Origin of the sequence: Ruegeria sp. 6PALISEP08 (assembly GCF_001238295.1) — a bacterium.
GTDB lineage: Bacteria > Pseudomonadota > Alphaproteobacteria > Rhodobacterales > Rhodobacteraceae > Ruegeria.
Map to the genome: position 1 here is coordinate 1 of NZ_LGXZ01000005.1, position 16,654 is coordinate 16,654.

Genomic DNA, 16,654 nt, shown 5'->3' on the forward strand with positions numbered 1-16,654 from the left:
TGCTGACCAAAGCGAGGTTGGTACATCAAAATGAAACACTATGTCGTAGCGAATGACCACGCTCATTTGGCAGAAACTTCTGCTCCTGTTTCAGATCGAGTGCAGTGCATTGATGTCATTTTGCACTGTAACTCTGACAAAGCGTCAGCCGAACTGGTGGTCGAGTTTTACCAAGCGCTGAACTCTTTGGTCGATAGACACACCTATGTCGTGAACTTCCGTGTTCCGGGGAATGATTCGGTTGGCGGCCCGCTTTTTTGGGCGGGACGTACAGCCATCTTCTGGGGGGATATCGAAAACGCGTGGACGCCCACTGCCGCAGAAAGATCCTGGGTCAATCAGGTATTGAACCTTTCCCCCCGATCCATCCTTGTCGGGGGGAGCGTGATGTTGTTGTCCCAAATCAGCGGATCGGACCGAACCATTGCCGCTGTGCATTCAGCTTTCGAAGCGGCGGCGGTGGAACGTGGAATAAATAGCAGCGGAACTTCAACCTATTTTTCCTCCGACGGCCGTACGCACAGTGCGAATACGCGGATCAGTGCGCTGCGCCTGTTGGCCGATTTTGTATCAATGGACCATGGCGAGCATCTGGCGGATACTCTGCGGCGATACATTGGTTTGAGCGAGCCACAGCGCATGTCCGAAAGTCAGGTCGCTAACCGGCTTATTCGCAAGGCGAATGGAGACAGGCTTGTCACTCTTGCAGTCCACACAATGCTGGAGAACATCGAAGATCCGCTGAGAATTTCGGATCTGTCTGATGTGATTGGCACATCCACCCGACAGCTTCAAAGACGATTTCTGTGCAAGACCGGCGCGACGCTGTTGGAAACGTATAAGGAGCTCCGACTGGAGCGCTCCAATAGTCTGTTGAAGTTCACAGATATGCCGCTTGTAGAGATCGCGTCCGCAACAGGTTTTTCTTCCCGTACTGCGATGTCGCGAGCCTTTTTCAAACACTACAAATCACGTCCGGAACAGGTGCGGAACGAACGGTTTCTGGGACATGTGCCAGGTTGAAGGTAAATTGCGGTACTCTTTGGAGTGAATATTGCAGCACTCCTTGGGGTGAATAGGGAAGCTTGAAACATTCGGCGGTCTCGAGAAACGCCACGGGAACAATGGTACGCGCGTTAGAAGCCGCTAAGTTGATATAGCCCACCGTTAGGCTAATCGGCTGCGGGACGGGCTGGCGGCAATATCGCCGGGCCTCTGCTGGCCTAGAAAATCCTGACGGCCTTCTTTCTCGAAGCGGTCTTTCCGGGCATCATGTTTTTAGGTTTTCCAAGGATCCAAACCGGTTACACATAACGGCGACCTTCCTTGTCGCATTCGGTGCCACCATGTCCGTCTTCTGGATTTGGTTTTAAACAGCTGGATGCGCACACCTGCCGGGTTCTAGATGCGCAATGATGTGGCCTTTGCCACCGATTGGTAGGCGATCATCTTCAACCCGTCGATGCCCTACCGTCTGGCGCATATGCTGATGGCGAGCGGCCTGACCGTAGCTTTCCTGATCCTTAGGTTCCCGGCCCTTCGCTGGCTGATCGGAGATCTCGGTCAGGATGCGCGCGCCACGTTCAATACCGTGGCGTGGATAGGTGCCATACTGATCCCGGCGCAGATCTACATGGGCGATCTGTCGGATTGAACACGCTGGAACATCAGCCCCAGAAAGTAACCGCAATGGATGGGAATTGGGACACTAGTCCAAGATACCGTTGTAGCTGTTTGCCCTGCCGGACGAGGCCGCGCGCGAGGACCGTCGTGAGGTCAGCATCCCCTAGCTCGCCTCGATCGGTCCTTTCTGGGATGCAAATGCAACGTGACTGGTGCTTTGTGCGACCACACGTCTGGCGGTTCAGGATTCACCAGCCCCCAAAGCGTTCCCGACCAGCGCGCTCAGCCCGATGCCGACAGAAACCGAGACGAAGAATGTCTGAAACCCCAATGTCGGTCCGGCTTGCGCTGGTCGACCGAAACCCGACAAAGAAGATGTCTACGATGTTGAAAAGCGCGCTGAACAACATGCCGACCGTGCCGGGGATCTCCAAAGCCCGAAAGTGACCCGGAATCGCGTCTTGAGTTTACTCGCTGGCGTAATAACCCACAACATCGCCATCCGTTGTTACGCCCAATCCGTTGAGCAATCGATTGGCATAGTTGAAATAGCCGACGATCTGGTTGATTTCGAGAATCTCGCCGTCGCCCCAACCGGCTTGTCTAAGCGCAATGACGTCGGTTTCAACCATAGTACCAGGCGAAACAGTCAGCTTTTCGGCGTAGATCAGAGCCTCCAGATGTGCGCCCTCGAACGCATCCTGCGGTCGTTGCGCTTTGAGCGCGGCCTCGATCTTGTCTGCCTGCGCTTCATCGCCAATCAGGTGCCGCGCATTGGCCCAGTGATTGGCATAGGAATAAGGGCATGTGTTCAAGGTCGACACATAAGAACTGATCACTTCCTGAAACCACATTGGGATTGTGTTGCTGTCATCGTGCAAGCACGCGCGATACAAAACCACGTGCCCTTTCATGGTGTTAGGGCGCAGCGAGTGCACACGCATGACATTGTCCACCGTACCGTGCGGTGTTCGTGCAAGGTCCAGAACCGCCTTCAATGGCGCATCGGCATAGTCGTCAGAAATCATCCGGATCCAGGCAGACATGAAACGGTTCCCTTTCCTAGGTCATGAGAGATATTTTTGGGCAGGACCGAGCTGTGTCCCGCGTTTTTTATGGACAGGCATGTCCTTCGGAGCAACCGGATTAATCCTGATGCGGTGCTGTACCTGGGTCTTCGCGTTGGATCGTGCGACCAAAAGAGACAGGTCAGCCTGTTTTCCGTAAGCCGATATCCATGTCGGGCTGCTCAAAAAGGCCCGCCGCGCATGGGTACCGGTTTAGGATCGAAGGCCCACCCGGCAGGCGCTCGGCGTAGAAACACCCGTTATCCCAATAGGTCGTGCCATCGATCACGACAGTTGGGTCAATCACGTTCCAGCTGATCTCGCCCGGGGCATATGCGCCGCAGGTGTGGAAATGCAGGATGCGCGGATTGCCAAAGGCGGCACCGCTCCATCGTTCGTAGTTCCGGCGCATGTCCCAAGGGTAACCGCAGCCTGGATGAATGCCCGCGTGCCAGGAATGCACAAAGTTCCGGTCTATGCCGAACTGTCCCGCCACGCGATCATAATGGGCCTCGGCCTGCGCCACATCCGACGGATGCCCCTCGAACCCGGTCAGGCGGCCCTTGTCGAGACAGGCAAGAACAGGATGGGTGAATTCGGTTGTATAACCTTCATAGTATTTTGATCCGGTTCCCGTCAGGAAGGTCAGGGCCACGCGGCCCGAGAAGCTGTGTGCGGGGACAGGCGTGAAAACCGACATCGGGAAACGCAGGATTGAAGTATCGCCCGACGGGTCGAGGTTCATTTCAGGCCGCCCGCATACATCGGTGCCCAAAGGGCAGGTGAACTGCACCTCTTGTGCGTTGTTCAAAACCGCGTTGATCTCGGCCTTGAGTTCCATGAAGGCGTCGTGATGCCCGTTTGAAAACCCTGACCCGAATTGTTCACGGCTGAGGGCAAAGCTGACGATGATCTTCTTACCCTTCGGCATGTGAGAAAACCGCAACTGGTCCCCGAGCCGGGCCAGAAACAGGATGACATCGGCAGATTCGAACCGGGCCAGCAGTTCCGGCGACAGGTGCGGGTTATCCGGGTTGAACCCCACGTCTACGGTGTCGACAGACAGGCCCATGGATCTGGCAACACGCGAGACGATTTCGACACTGTCCGCATCGAAATACCCGTACTCCGGCGGTTCATAGGCGATCAGCAACCGTTCTCCGGCCGTTGCGTGGGCGCAGTTTGCCAACAGGTTTTGCGCACCGCGTTCCGGCGTGATGTCCGACATTCGCGTCTCCTACGGGATTGAACTGGTCAAAGTTACGCGAGGAGCCTGTCCCCAACCTATTTGAAAGTGTTAATGAGTGACATTAGAGGTACTAATATGATCTTGAACTTACCCTATTCCGCACTGAGAGCGTTCGAGGCGGTTGTTAGACATTCGGGGTTTTCACCCGCTGCAACCGAATTGGGCGTCAGCCAAAGCGCCGTCAGCCAGCACGTTCGCACCCTCGAGGAGTGGTTGGGGCGCGAACTTTTGGTGCGCGGTGCACGGCAGTCGCGCCCGACTCGCGAAGGAGAGTTGTTGGCGCTGGCGATCTCGGAAGGGCTGGGGCGCATCTCGGACGTTTGCGCGCAACTCAGGGATAAAACGCGCTCTGATCGGACAATCGTGATCTCATGCCTGCCGGGTTTTGCGTTCAACTGGTTGTTTCCACGCCTTTTGCGCTTTGACATGGCCCACCCGGACCTGTCGATTTCGATCGCAACTGATACCGGGCAATTCCCGTTTTCCGGTGCGGATGCGGATATCGGAATTCGCTATGGCTTGGGCGACTATCCCGGCTGTCAGGTCGATTTGCTCATGAACGAGCAGTTGTTTCCGGTCTGCGCGCCCTCGTTGTTGCCTGATCTTCAAAAGGTCGGGGATCTTGAGCGGCATACGATGCTGGTGGATGAGAACCTCCATCATGGGGCGGTCAGTCCCACATGGGAATTCTGGGCGCGACGTTGTGGCCTGACCTTGCCAACCGCGCTGCGGACACGGCGGCTGGGGCAGTCGAACATGGTTGTTCAGGCTGCGATTGAAGGGTTGGGTGTGGCGTTAGGGCGCGAACCTCTGGTCATCGACATGATGGCAGACGGGCGTTTGGCACGCCCCTTCGCGGAAGTGACTCAGTCACCACTGTCTTATTGGCTGGTAAGACCGCATGAGACCAAGGATAGCGCCAAGGTTGCCGAGTTCCTAAACTGGATTCATGCCGAGGTTGCGGCGCAACCAGAAATTCCTCCGCCTTTATCTGATTGAAATTAGTCAGGCTTATGACTGCCATTACAATTCCCGCATGGCCTATGGGGGCTTGCGTGCCCATACTGGAACAAGCCATCTGTCACATTGGAGAGCATAACGATGTTTCTGAGAAACTGCTGGTACGTCGCGGCCTGGAGCAAGGATATCGGGCGCGAGTTGAAGGCCGAGACGTTTCTGGGCGAAAATGTCGTTTTCTATCGGCAGCAGGATGGTATCCCCGTGGCGCTTGAGGATGCCTGCCCCCATCGAAAATTGCCGTTGTCGAAAGGCAATCTGATCGGCGATGTGGTGGAATGCGGCTATCACGGTCTGAAGTTCGATTGTTCAGGCAGATGCACCGACAGTCCCACCCAGCGTGGCATGACCCCGCGCCGGGCGGTTGTGAAGTCTTACCCGGTGGTTGACCGGTACCGGCTGCTCTGGATCTGGATGGGAGACCCCGAACTGGCTGACCCGGACAAGATTTTCCCGATTGAGAATTTTGACGATCCAAGTTGGGGCAAGACCGATGGTGGCGTGATGGATATCGACTGCCACTATCTTTGGGTTTGCGACAACCTGCTGGATCCCAGCCACGTGGCCTGGGTCCATGTCTCGTCCTTTGCGGGCGCGGGCACGGATGAAGAACCGTTGAATGTCGAAAAGACAGACCGTGGTGTGATTGTGTCACGCTGGATCGAAAACAAACCGCCTTCACCCTACTATGCCAACTTGGTGGCGTTCGCGGGTGATTGCGACCGGCTACAGCATTACGAGATGTGCCTGCCTGCCATCGCGCTGAACAAATCCGTATATACGCCCGTTGGTACTGGCGGTTATGGCAATCCCCCGGTCGACAAGACTTATGTCAATATCTCGTACAATTTCATGACGCCGATTGACGAGGATCGAACCCGGTATTTCTGGTTTCAGCACCGAAACACGGACCCTGACAACGCAGAGGTCTCAAAGTTCATGAATGACGGCGCGCGTATGGCGTTTCTCGAAGACAAAGAGGTGCTGGAGCAGGTGCATTTGGGCATGAAACGCGCCAAGACACCCCATATCGATCTTGGTTTGGACAAGGGTGCCAAACTGTTCCGCAAGGCACTGGCCAGTGCTATCGAAGCTGAAACGACAACTGCGGACCTTTCGGTTCAAACATGACGGACGTTCCGGTGGATTGTTTCACATGACAGGGAACTGGGGTGCGTTTCGGTCCGACCAGCAGGATCGGGTTGCGTGGTATTCACCGTTGGTCGCTGCTCGGGCGAAATAGAAGAGGTGCCAAGCGCTGAAATCCTGACGGTTGATCGGAACTGAGACACGTCTACTTGTTGCGAACACGAATGCAGGGTTCATCCATACACCAAAATATAAGCGTGTGACGCGGATTGGTGGAAAATCGTTCGGACACGGCCACAATTTTTTGCAGGTGTACGCTGTTTGTATGTGGATAGTACAAGCACGTTTCAAACCGTACCATTTACCTTCCACGGAATCTGAGTTCTCCTGTGACCCAAACAGGGAGCTCAGAACATCCATGCCAGTCGAAATCGTCGAGAATTTGTGGATTCACCTGCCGGATGGGCGGCAGCTTGCCGCCCGGGTCTGGCTGCCCGAAACGCGCCCAGCGCCCGCCATTCTGGAGTATTTGCCATATCGCAAGCGCGACGGGACCGCACCCCGGGATGAGACGACGCATCCGGTCTTTGCCGAGGCCGGATATGCCTGTGTCCGTGTCGACATCACCGGAACCGGTGACAGTCAGGGGCAGTTTGACGATGAGTATTCGGAGCAAGAGCTTCGCGACGGCGAGGCGGTTCTGGACTGGATCGCGTCTCAGGACTGGAGCGACGGCAATATCGGCATGATCGGCATTTCGTGGGGCGGCTTCAACGGGTTGCAGATGGCCTGGCGTCGCCCACCGGCGCTGAAGGCGGTGGTCAGCGTGGCGTCGACAGTCGATCGCTATGCCGACGACATCCACTTCATGGGGGGCTGCCTGCTCAGTGACAATGTGAACTGGGGCAGTCAGATGTTTGCCTATCTGACCCGCCCGGCCGATCCCGAACTGCGCTCCGACTGGCGTGAAGACTGGCTTGCGCGGCTGGAGAATGTCCCGTTTTCTACCGCCGACTGGTTGCGTCACCCCACCCGCGACGCGTTCTGGAAACACGGATCGGTGTCCGAGGATTGGTCGGCCATTCAGGCCCCGGTTCTGGCCATAACCGGCTGGGCCGATGCCTACGTGAACGCGCCGCCGGCGCTGGCCGCCAATCTGACCGTGCCAGCAAAGGCGATGATTGGCCCGTGGGAACACCGCTATGCCCATATTTCGAAACTGGATGCCCGCGATTTTCATTCCGAGGTGATCGGCTGGTTTGACCGCTGGCTGAAAGGGCAGAAAAACGGGGCCGAGGACCTTCCCGCCTATCGCGCCTACATGCAGGAACACTTCAACCCGACACCGCAGAACGGGTCGCGCAAAGGCCGCTGGATCGCCGAGGCTGAATGGCCGTCACCTCGGGTACAGGACCAGACCTGGCATCTAAGCCCTGCGGGGTTTGCCGGAGCGCCGACCGAGGGCGAGGTCATCGTCGCCACAGCTGCGAATGTGGGCGCAAGGGGCGGTTACTTTTGCCCGGGCATGCGGATCGACAACGAATTGCCCGACGATCAGGCTGCGGACGACGCGCTGTCGGTGTGCTTCGACAGCGCCGTGATGCGGACACCGCTGGAGCTGTTGGGCCGGGCCCGGCTGAAAATCCGGTTCTCGGTAGACAAGCCCGTCGCGCAACTGGTTGCGCGGCTATGCGATTTGTCTCCTGGCGGCGTATCGCAACGTATCACCTATCGCGCCCTGAACCTGTGCCACTATCGCAGCCACGAAACCCCCGAAGCATTGCGGCCGGGTCAGGTTTACGAGGCCGAGGTCGTGCTGAATGAATGCGCGCACCGCCTTCGTGCCGGTCACACCTTGCGGCTGGCCCTTTCCGGTTCCTACTGGCCAATTATTTGGCCCGCGCCACAGGCTGCGCAGGTCACGCTGCATCTGGCAGGCTGCGCGCTGCAGCTGCCCGTGCGCGCGATACAAGAGGAAATCGCCCCCGCCGCGCCGGGCCCGGCGCTGGATTTTCCGCTTCTGGATGCCGAACAGTTGCGCGCGCCCGCATCGCAGTCCAACCGCGCGATAGACAGAGACGGGACCGAGGTTCTGGAAACCTTCGACGATTATGGAAAGACGCGTGATCCGTATCACGATATGATCGTCGGCAGCAATGTGCGGATGCGTTATGCGGTGCATCCCGACGACCCCGCCACCGCGCGGTTCGATACCACCTGGAGCTTTACGTTCGAACGGGACGATTGGCAGGTGTCGATCGAAACCGAATGCACCATGCGTTGTGACACCGAGAATTTCTATCTTTACCGCAAATTGTGCGCCACCGAAGGCAGCGCGCAAACCAAAGTTCTGACGAAGGAATGGTCCGAGACCATACGGCGCGGGCTTCTCTGATCTGTTCCAATGCAGGACAATATGACAACCGAATGAACAAAGTCGGCGTTGGCCGCAGGGGCATTCCGAAAAGCGCGACAGAACTGAGGGCCGCCCCGGCCTTGCCGATGGGATGGGCAACCGGACCCTCGCCGCACATGATGGTGTGTTCGGGTGCGCGTCTGTGTTGACGTCCAGAACATGGACCCCGTGCCTGCAAGGCAAAACAAGCGTGGTCTTTTGGTCAGCAGGTAAACTGCTGACCGTGTCCGCCTATAATTCAGGATCAGGGGCGTTTAGACCTAGTGTAGTCCAAATACATTCTCTGCATCAGACCTACTGTTTGCTTCCAGTTGCCCCTCATAGCTTCCGCACTTACGGTGCCATATCGTCCTGCCGGTCGGGGTCTAACCCTCACGAAGGGGGGCAACATGTATCTTTGCGCAATACAATTCGCCAAGAACCTGGCCGTCCTGCCGTTCCCGTTTGCAAAAGGATGAATGCGAATCCACTCAGCATGTGCCCAGGCACATAACTGAAGGACCGCGTTCAATTCGTCGGTATTCTGAGGGCGTGAAGCGCGCGGAATTTTTCCATCGAGTGCGTTCAATGCCCGGTTCAAGCGGTCAAAATAGGACTTTACCTGGTTGCCAACCAACGACGGATCAGTTCCTTCGAGATTGCCAACGCGAACGTGAACGTTTTCAAGCCCCGGCTCTCCGCGAAAGGCCCCAACGTAAGCGACGTTCCGAGTGGTTAATCCCCGCATCATGATGCGGTGCCAATCTTTTAAGGTATCACCGTCAAAAACTGCTCTGTTTCTTGCGTGATCTATCGCTTTCTTGGCTACGAGAGTGAGGTTCCTGGTCAGTTCAGGGCTGTTCTCGTCCCAGTTAGGCACCTAGTATATCCTCAATCTCTTCAGAGATACTGTGCTCACCAGACGTGAAAGCTTCTCCCTCGTCCGGGTCGTCGGAAACTTCTGCTTCCGCCTCAACAAAACTCTGCCAGGCTTTTTCGAAACCTGGGTCTTCTGACATTATGCGATCCAGGTCAGCTAGTGAGTCCGAAAGCTCCTGCCGCATAGCATTTGCGTCATTAATCAGGAACTCTTGTAGTGCGATGTTCACCATTTTGTTGAACTGCATTTTTCGTAGCTTGTTCAGGTGATCAAGGCGCTCCTTCAACTTTCGGTCTATTCTGACTGTTGTTTGAACGACGTCCATTGTTACCTCCATTTGATATCAATATAGAGATTTGGTATCAAAATTCAATATTGTTGTCGCTCTAACGCTGTGCCAGAGGGAGCGCAATTATCCGGTTCAACAATAGCCCAGAGTTCATTGCTTGGGTGGTTCAGGACTGGATCGCGGCCGTTGGTGCCACGACGATACCGAGCTGGGACTTACGCCCAACATGCGGGCCAAATCATTCATGCATTGAACGCGCCGAGCTGTGCGGGCCTCTCCAACAGTTTTCTGTTGTCATACTCGACCCAGACCATGCCCCGCGGGAAATCAACCTCGCGGACATGATCCTGAATGTGGGCCTTCCGCCGATCCTCCCACGGTATAGTCTTCGTTGAAGGGCAGCTTTCGGGCTCCTGCTGCGTCTGTAGCTTAGCTGTTCAATGTTTGCTATGGGCCGAAAAATCGCGCCAAATCGCTTTTCTCCAAACAAAGCACGTATCTTCTCGCACCGGTTTGTCGACAGGTATCTGAACGCTCAATTTCTCTTAGAAGGCTTGCGGAAAGGTCTTGCTTCTCCGCCCTTGACGTTTCTGCTTTTTGAACGCGGCGTGTTTGCGTCTTTGTTGTTAGCCTTATGACGCGCCTTTCGTGCTTTCAGAGGTTTTGATGTGTCAGAAGCGTTCTTGTCTTGTTTTTGTTGCTTCTTGTCCCTCGCGGCAGGCTTTGGTTTTGCCTTTACGCGCTCGCGCTTCGGCTGCGCCTGCAGGGCATTGTCCTGCTTTGGCTTGCCTTCACTTGTTTGTCCATTCGACGTACGCGCAGCGGATTTTTCTTTGCCCTTTGGGCGCTCGGACGCAATCTGAGCATCTTGGTTGGAAAGTTCGGAGTCGCGCCCAGCTTTCGACGGCTTGCCTGCACGAGGCCCTCGGTTTTTGGCTGCGTCGTCTGATGAATGTGGTGCCGCAGGCGGTCCTTTAGGAGAGGCATCGAAATCTGGTTTGCCTGCCAGCTCAGTCAGCGTCGCGCCTTGTTCTATGGTGAGCTGTGCCCCCAATTCTTGTTTCATTGCGGGCACAGCATCATTGGCAATCTCGACAAAGGTCTCTTGATACTGAACACGTATTGCGCCGACGGCGTCTTTGGATAAACCCGCGTTGCGGCACAGCATTGGCAACAGCCAACGCGGCTCCGCACGTTGTTTGCGCCCTATTGAAAGCGAGAACCAAGTGCTTGGCCCAAACGCCGTGCGCCTATCAGTGTTGCGTTTTCCAGATTCTGGCGTCGTTCCTAGAATCTCCGGTGCTGAGTGGCGCTCTCGGTAGAGGCGCATATAGGCTGCCGCGACCTGCTCTGGAGTTCTTCCCTTGAGCAGCCGTTCCGCAAAAGCCGTTTCTTCGGCACTTGGCGGCTCATCCAGGGCGGGATTGGAAATGATGCGTTCCTCTTCCCGTGCAAACACCTCATCCGCAGAGGGCGGGGTGCCCCATTCGGCCTCCAACTTGGCTGTCTTCAGCAATCGTTGTGCCTTTGAGCGTTGCCGACCTGGCACGATCAAGATGGACGTTCCCTTGCGCCCGGCACGGCCTGTCCGTCCAGAGCGATGCAGCAAAGTTTCCGCATTAGAGGGCAGATCGGCATGGATCACCAACTCCAACCCTGGAAGATCAATGCCGCGGGCGGCCACGTCCGTTGCAACGCAGACCTGCGCGCGCCCGTCACGCAGGGCTTGCATCGCATTGGTGCGCTCTGTCTGGCTAAGTTCCCCTGACAGTGAGACGACAGAAAATCCCCGATTAGAGAATTTCGCGGTCAAACGCGCAACCATGGAGCGGGTATTGGCGAACACAATCGCGGTCTGTACGTCATGATAGCACAGCAAATTGATGATCGCTTTTTCGATATCCGACGGGGCCACGTTCAACGCACTATAGGTAATGTCCGAATGCTGTGCTTCTGTGCTTCCGACCTTGATCCGCTGCGCATCTTCTTTCTGGTAAGTCTGGGCAAGCTTGGCGATGCCTCGCGGAACAGTGGCTGAGAACATCAAGGTACGCCGGTTCTTAGGCGTTTGATCAAGGATGTATTCAAGGTCCTCAGCGAACCCCATGTCCAACATTTCGTCGGCTTCGTCGAGGACGACGGTCCGCAGATCGCTCAGGTCGATCACCCCACGTGAGATATGATCGCGCAGCCGCCCAGGCGTGGCGACCACGACATGTGCACCGCGCTCGAGTGTCCTGCGCTCTGTGCGCGCATCCATACCACCTACTGCCGACGCAGTGACTATCCCGGCCTCAGCAAACAGCCAGTCGAACTCTCGCCGAACTTGCAAGGCCAATTCGCGCGTGGGTGCGATAACCACGGCCAATGGTGCCGCTGGTCGGTCAAATCGACCGTGCTTATCGAGAAGTTCTTCCGCCATTGCCAGCCCGAAGCCCACGGTTTTGCCCGAACCTGTTTGCGCAGAGACAAGCAGATCTTTTCCTGCCAGCGCTTCGTCTGACACGGCCTCTTGTACAGGCGTCAAGCCGCTATAGCCTTTTTGGGACAGCGCTATGGATAGGGTTTTCGGGAGGGCAGAGAAATCTTGCATGGGTCACCAAATGCCGGGAAAGACTTGGCGATAGTGGTATTTGGTTCAGATGTATAGTCCGTAACGTGCGCCAGAAAGAGATTGTGTCAATCACAGGAAACTGACTTTCGCTCCGCCCAACCAATTGCCGCTGCGTTTCAACCTTGTGAATTCGGTCGGCTAAACGCCTAGAAAGCTGAAATTTTAGCACTAACAATGCCTACATAGATTTCCGGTTCCAAATCTAGTCCTTCAATCAAACACTGGTAAGAGTCCACACGCATGATGGGTTCGCCAAAAGCGAACTAAGGCCAGTTACCCAACAATCAAGACGACACCGTGGATTGCCAAAGCCCGCTTTGGAGACGCTACATGGCAGCAGGTATGCCCCGCGTGAGCGACTTCTATTGCCCAAAACCTGTACGACAGTTGGTTCAAGGATTTCTTCGAAGCTGGGAAGGAGCGCCTTTCTGGCGACACAGCTCTTGCTGTCGCCGCTTACGAGAAGACCGGTTTTAAAGCGTTTGGACCATTTCAACACGCACCATTGGGGCGGATACTTCCGACGAAGATCGACAGATGAGTTTTCTGGCTACGCCAGACCGTTGGTCTGGTGCAAATCTTGACCTCAAACCACCCCGTGCTCCGCGATTTGTTCGGGATGCGACTCTGCCCAATCAGCAAGAAAGGCGGACATCTCGGGCACAGTTGCAAATTGTGAAGCTTTTCGGGGGAGCGCCACACCATTCTCTAGTGCCAAGCGTGCACATCCGATGTGATCGCGGTGCTTTTTTTGCGGGCAGTTTTCCGACCCATGGATGATCGTCGACAACAGTGTGCCTCCGTAGGCGTTTGTGTGGTCAAGGTCTGGGTCTTGAGTAAGAAAATACGACATAACGTCGGACACCCCCTCCCAGGCGGCAAGGTGCAGTGGCGTCATTCCCATCTCGTCCGGAAGATTGGGATCAAAGCCCATGACGACCAGGCGCTGCATGTGAGGCAGCGTGCCTTCACGCCAGACGAGGCGGCACAGAAGATATTTCATCTCTTCCGACAATGTACTCATGTCGATCCGATCATTCGGATTTGGTTTCCCGTCCGCTGCGCGCGCAAGCTGTTCTTCTGTCGACGAAAGCTGCGTGGATGCGCCCGCCCGTTCCAATACTGCCGCTACATCCTGGTTTCCGAAGATGCGGGCAAAGGCATAGGGTGAGTGGCCGCGACTGACAGTATTTGGGTTCGCGCCATGGTCCAGCAAAAGCTGAGCGATTTCGCCTGAAGCCAAACGCCGGGCCACTTGATGCAGGGCGGGGATCACCAAGGAAGGTTCACCCGACGGGTGTGGGTTGATGCCTTCATTTGGGTCAGCACCATGTTCGAGTAACAAGCGAACGGAAGCGGCGTTGTTGAAATCAATAGCCCGCGGCAGCGCATTTGTGCCCTTGGAATGTGCGCCATGCTCCAACAGCAAACGAAGGCCTTCAGTATGACCGAGTTCGGTGGAGTGGTAGAGGGATTCATTGTCGTCGGGATTTGCACCATTTTCCAACAACCATTTGGCCAACGGCATGTTGTCAGCGTGGCCGATGGCGCCGTAGAGCGCCGACAAGCGGTGCTCTGTGTCCGGTTCGAATGCAAAACTGTCATTCACATCTGCCCCATGCGCGACAAGTAACTCCGCCATGGCGAGCATCTCAGCTTCTTTCTCGGGCGCTGCCTTGATATGTTTCGAAAACGCCAGATGGCACATCGGTCGACGCGGTGGATAATCGCGCGTCGCGACGTCCGCGTCATGGGTCAGGATCCTGCGCATCGCTGCCACGTCGTACAGCGCAACGAGGAGAGGTACTTGACCGTCGGCAAGGTCCGGCTCGTCCGCCAGTAGATGTACGACCGTCTCGTGTGAGCCGTTGTAAAGCGCCCAACGCAGCCGTCCCTGTTTTTGTGCGCGATCCATACCGTGCATCTCAACAGCGCGTTTCAATGCTGGCCACGAAGCGTATCCGGTCTCTCGTGCGATGACATGCAGACAGTCCGCGTGATTGTAGACCCCGTTCCTTGGGGTCGGAACAATGCCATGGACGCGCAGCAGCGCGCCTTTGTCGCCCGCAGTCAGAGCTTTGCCCAGAGCCTTGGCATCACGGCGCCGTTGATCGAGTGATTTGGTCATCGGTTTTCCCTCCGCTGCCCGACGGTCCGCTAATCCGGGCTGAGAAACCGATATGGTTTTCATTCATTCTCTGAGAGGTGCCGATGACGGCTTTACGCAGACCAGGGGGCCGCCTCAGAACGGCCTGAGGCCAGAGTAACGTTTGCCGACATGTCTCGCAAGCTGGATGCCGAACAGAAAGCACAACGGGCGATTACAGCACACAGCGAAGGGCTGCAACTTGGGCTTACCGCAGCATGTCGTTTGGCTGCTGGATGTTAGCAATGGCGGCACTTGCGAATTGATCTTGTCTCACAACCTTGTAGATGCCAGCCTTGATCCACTTGATATAGGTTCTTTTGCGTCGTGGTATCGGCGTTGATTTAGGGGCTGGAATGAAAAGGGCATCGCGCGCAAGGCGTCATGTCTAGTTGACCAGTAAATGATATGATGACTCCGCTAGCCATCTTGGTTTTTGGGGATGGCTATTGAAAAAAGGTGGGACACGATGTTGGCTATATCCCATTGAATTCATTCGGGACGAGAAGAGAGAGACATGGCGAAAAACGTGTGTGAGGTCCTGCTGGACATATTGTCGGATGCAGGCGGGCGTCAGATCTTTGGCGTGGTCGGCGATGCGCTGAACCCGTTTCTCGAAGCCATGCGCGGGGATGACAGGTTCGAGTGGAAAGGGATGCGGCATGAGGAAAATGCGGCTTACGCGGCTTATGCACAGTCGCATCTGACCGGTGGCATCGGTATTTGTGCAGGCACGGTTGGACCCGGCGCACTTCATTTGATCAATGGGCTCTATAATGCCAAACGCGAAGGCGCGGGTGTGGTGGCGATCACTGGCCAAATCGCCCACCGAGAGCGCGGCACTGGCTATCATCAGGAAGTGAACCTGGAAAAGGCGTTTGACGATGTGTGCGACTATCAGGCGGTGGTCCACACGCCGGATCAGATGCCACGCCTTGCCCAGATCGCAGTGCAACGGGCGCTCATCAATCGCGAGGTGGTGCGGATCGAGCTGCCTATGGATGTGTCCGAACAAAAGGTGCCCAGCCTGCACCAGTTCCATCCACTTCTGAAACAGCCCTCAACACTGATACCGCCCGAGGATGAAGTCGCCCGCGCGGCGCAGATCATTAACGCGGGCAAGAAGGTGGCACTTTTTGCTGGCGTTGGTTGCCGCGAGGCCAAAGATAAGGTTCTGGCCCTGTCGCAAAAACTGAACGCTCCGCTTGTGCATACGTTGAAGGGCAAGGACATCTTTGACTATGACGACCCGAATGTGGTTGGCATGACTGGTCTGATCGGCAACCCCGGCGGCTATCACGCTGTGCGTGATTGTGATGTGCTGGTGATGCTGGGCACCGACTTTCCCTATGAATGGTTCCTGCCAGAGAAGGCCAAGATCGTTCAGATCGACCGAAGCGTCGAAAATCTGGGCCGCCGCGCACCTATCGCATCGGGCCTGTTGGGGGATGTCGGTGCAACGCTGGACCGACTGCTGCCTCAGATCGCCACAAATGAAGACCTCAGCTTCGCCGATCATCAGGTCAAGCTCTGCAACAAGTGGTTGGCGCGACAGGATAAAGAGGCCAGCCTCGAACGTGCAAGCGAACCGCTGCACCCGCAGTTATTCGCCCGCGAGATTTCCAATCAGGCCGCAGAGGATGCGGTTTTTGCCATGGACATCGGTGAATGCACCATCTGGGTGGCGCGGCAGACCCGTATGAAGGGCGGGCGGCGCATGGTGGGCTCGTTCAACCATTCTTCGCTGGGCTCGGGCTTGCCCTCGGCACTTGGTGCGGCTGCGCTGGACCCCTCGCGTGAGGTCTGGACATTCTGTGGCGACGGCGGCTTTGGCATGTCCATGCAGGATTTCGTAACTGCCGTGCGTTATGACTGGCCGATCAAGGTGATTGTCTTCAACAACCAGACCTTGGGCTTTGTGAAGATGGAGATGGAGGTTGCAGGCTATGCGGTGAACCCGAAGGCCACCGATCTGGTGAACCCCGATTTTGCCGAATACGCCAAGGTCTGCGGTGGTGACGGTGTGCGGGTGGAACATGCCGCTGACATCAAGGAGGCCGTAGCGCAGGCCAAAGCCAGCGCCAAGCCGTTCATCATTGATGCCATGGTCACGCCGGGTGAATTGGTGATGCCGCCACATGTAGACACCAAGATGGCCTGGGGCTTTGGCATGTCCAAACTGAAAGAGGGCATCCTGCTGGCTAAGGGTGACCATGCCCAGTGGGACAATTGGGTCAAAGAGCTCAAGGCGCAGCGTTGACGCTGGGGCGTAGAAACCAAACTAG

The 16,654-nt window shown here is 56.3% G+C and carries 14 protein-coding genes; 8 read left to right on the plus strand and 6 right to left on the minus strand.

Annotation, left to right across the window (positions count from 1 at the left end; all coding sequences use genetic code 11):
* Positions 1–30: 30 nt before the first annotated feature.
* The 3 genes from ALB80_RS08765 to ALB80_RS22820 all read left to right on the plus strand — a co-directional run bounded on the left by ALB80_RS08765 (position 31) and on the right by ALB80_RS22820 (position 2,070).
* Positions 31–1,023 (plus strand): helix-turn-helix domain-containing protein, encoded by a 993-nt coding sequence (locus ALB80_RS08765; protein WP_050603688.1) that lies wholly within the window; start codon positions 31–33, stop codon positions 1,021–1,023.
* Between the two features lie 439 nt (positions 1,024–1,462).
* Positions 1,463–1,654: a cytochrome ubiquinol oxidase subunit I gene (locus ALB80_RS22890; protein WP_050603689.1), complete on the plus strand. Its 192-nt coding sequence runs from the start codon at positions 1,463–1,465 to the stop codon at positions 1,652–1,654.
* Positions 1,655–1,938: 284 nt separating this feature from the next.
* On the plus strand, positions 1,939–2,070 hold the full coding sequence (locus ALB80_RS22820; RefSeq protein ID WP_256364017.1) for a hypothetical protein: 132 nt from the start codon (positions 1,939–1,941) through the stop codon (positions 2,068–2,070).
* 20 nt (positions 2,071–2,090) lie between these two features.
* Here the strand turns inward: ALB80_RS22820 and ALB80_RS08775 are convergent, their stop codons facing one another.
* Both ALB80_RS08775 and ALB80_RS08780 read right to left on the minus strand, forming a co-directional pair.
* Positions 2,091–2,669: a carboxymuconolactone decarboxylase family protein gene (locus tag ALB80_RS08775; RefSeq protein ID WP_050603690.1), complete on the minus strand. Its 579-nt coding sequence runs from the start codon at positions 2,667–2,669 to the stop codon at positions 2,091–2,093.
* 163 nt (positions 2,670–2,832) lie between these two features.
* Positions 2,833–3,918, minus strand: a complete 1,086-nt coding sequence (locus ALB80_RS08780; protein ID WP_050603691.1) for a hypothetical protein — start codon at positions 3,916–3,918, stop codon at positions 2,833–2,835.
* 96 nt (positions 3,919–4,014) lie between these two features.
* On the opposite strand from ALB80_RS08780, the gene ALB80_RS08785 reads away from it, so the two are divergent.
* The 4 genes from ALB80_RS08785 to ALB80_RS22480 all read left to right on the plus strand — a co-directional run bounded on the left by ALB80_RS08785 (position 4,015) and on the right by ALB80_RS22480 (position 8,610).
* A complete protein-coding gene (locus tag ALB80_RS08785; protein ID WP_050603692.1) occupies positions 4,015–4,938 on the plus strand; it encodes a LysR substrate-binding domain-containing protein in 924 nt (307 codons plus the stop codon).
* Between the two features lie 102 nt (positions 4,939–5,040).
* Positions 5,041–6,087: an aromatic ring-hydroxylating dioxygenase subunit alpha gene (locus ALB80_RS08790; protein ID WP_050603693.1), complete on the plus strand. Its 1,047-nt coding sequence runs from the start codon at positions 5,041–5,043 to the stop codon at positions 6,085–6,087.
* A 376-nt stretch (positions 6,088–6,463) separates the two neighbouring features.
* On the plus strand, positions 6,464–8,440 hold the full coding sequence (locus ALB80_RS08795) for a CocE/NonD family hydrolase (protein WP_050603694.1): 1,977 nt from the start codon (positions 6,464–6,466) through the stop codon (positions 8,438–8,440).
* 32 nt (positions 8,441–8,472) lie between these two features.
* Positions 8,473–8,610, plus strand: coding sequence for a hypothetical protein (locus ALB80_RS22480; protein ID WP_216597670.1), 138 nt, complete (start codon positions 8,473–8,475; stop codon positions 8,608–8,610).
* Positions 8,611–8,705: 95 nt separating this feature from the next.
* Here ALB80_RS22480 and ALB80_RS22895 read toward each other — a convergent pair whose 3' ends face one another.
* The 4 genes from ALB80_RS22895 to ALB80_RS08815 form a co-directional block, all read right to left on the minus strand.
* Positions 8,706–9,320: a Fic family protein gene (locus tag ALB80_RS22895; RefSeq protein WP_050603695.1), complete on the minus strand. Its 615-nt coding sequence runs from the start codon at positions 9,318–9,320 to the stop codon at positions 8,706–8,708.
* Positions 9,313–9,645 (minus strand): hypothetical protein, encoded by a 333-nt coding sequence (locus tag ALB80_RS08805; RefSeq protein ID WP_050603696.1) that lies wholly within the window; start codon positions 9,643–9,645, stop codon positions 9,313–9,315. Before ALB80_RS08805 ends, ALB80_RS22895 begins: the two co-directional genes overlap by 8 nt.
* A 499-nt stretch (positions 9,646–10,144) precedes the next feature.
* On the minus strand, positions 10,145–12,136 hold the full coding sequence (locus ALB80_RS08810) for a DEAD/DEAH box helicase (protein WP_371255962.1): 1,992 nt from the start codon (positions 12,134–12,136) through the stop codon (positions 10,145–10,147).
* Positions 12,137–12,809: 673 nt separating this feature from the next.
* Entirely contained in the window at positions 12,810–14,351 is a 1,542-nt protein-coding gene (locus ALB80_RS08815; protein WP_050603698.1) for an ankyrin repeat domain-containing protein, read from the minus strand.
* 535 nt (positions 14,352–14,886) lie between these two features.
* Between ALB80_RS08815 and ALB80_RS08820 the strand changes: the two genes are divergently transcribed.
* Positions 14,887–16,629 carry a thiamine pyrophosphate-dependent enzyme gene (locus ALB80_RS08820; RefSeq protein ID WP_050603699.1) on the plus strand — a complete coding sequence of 581 codons (1,743 nt, stop codon included), beginning with the start codon at positions 14,887–14,889 and terminating at the stop codon, positions 16,627–16,629.
* Positions 16,630–16,654: the final 25 nt, after the last annotated feature.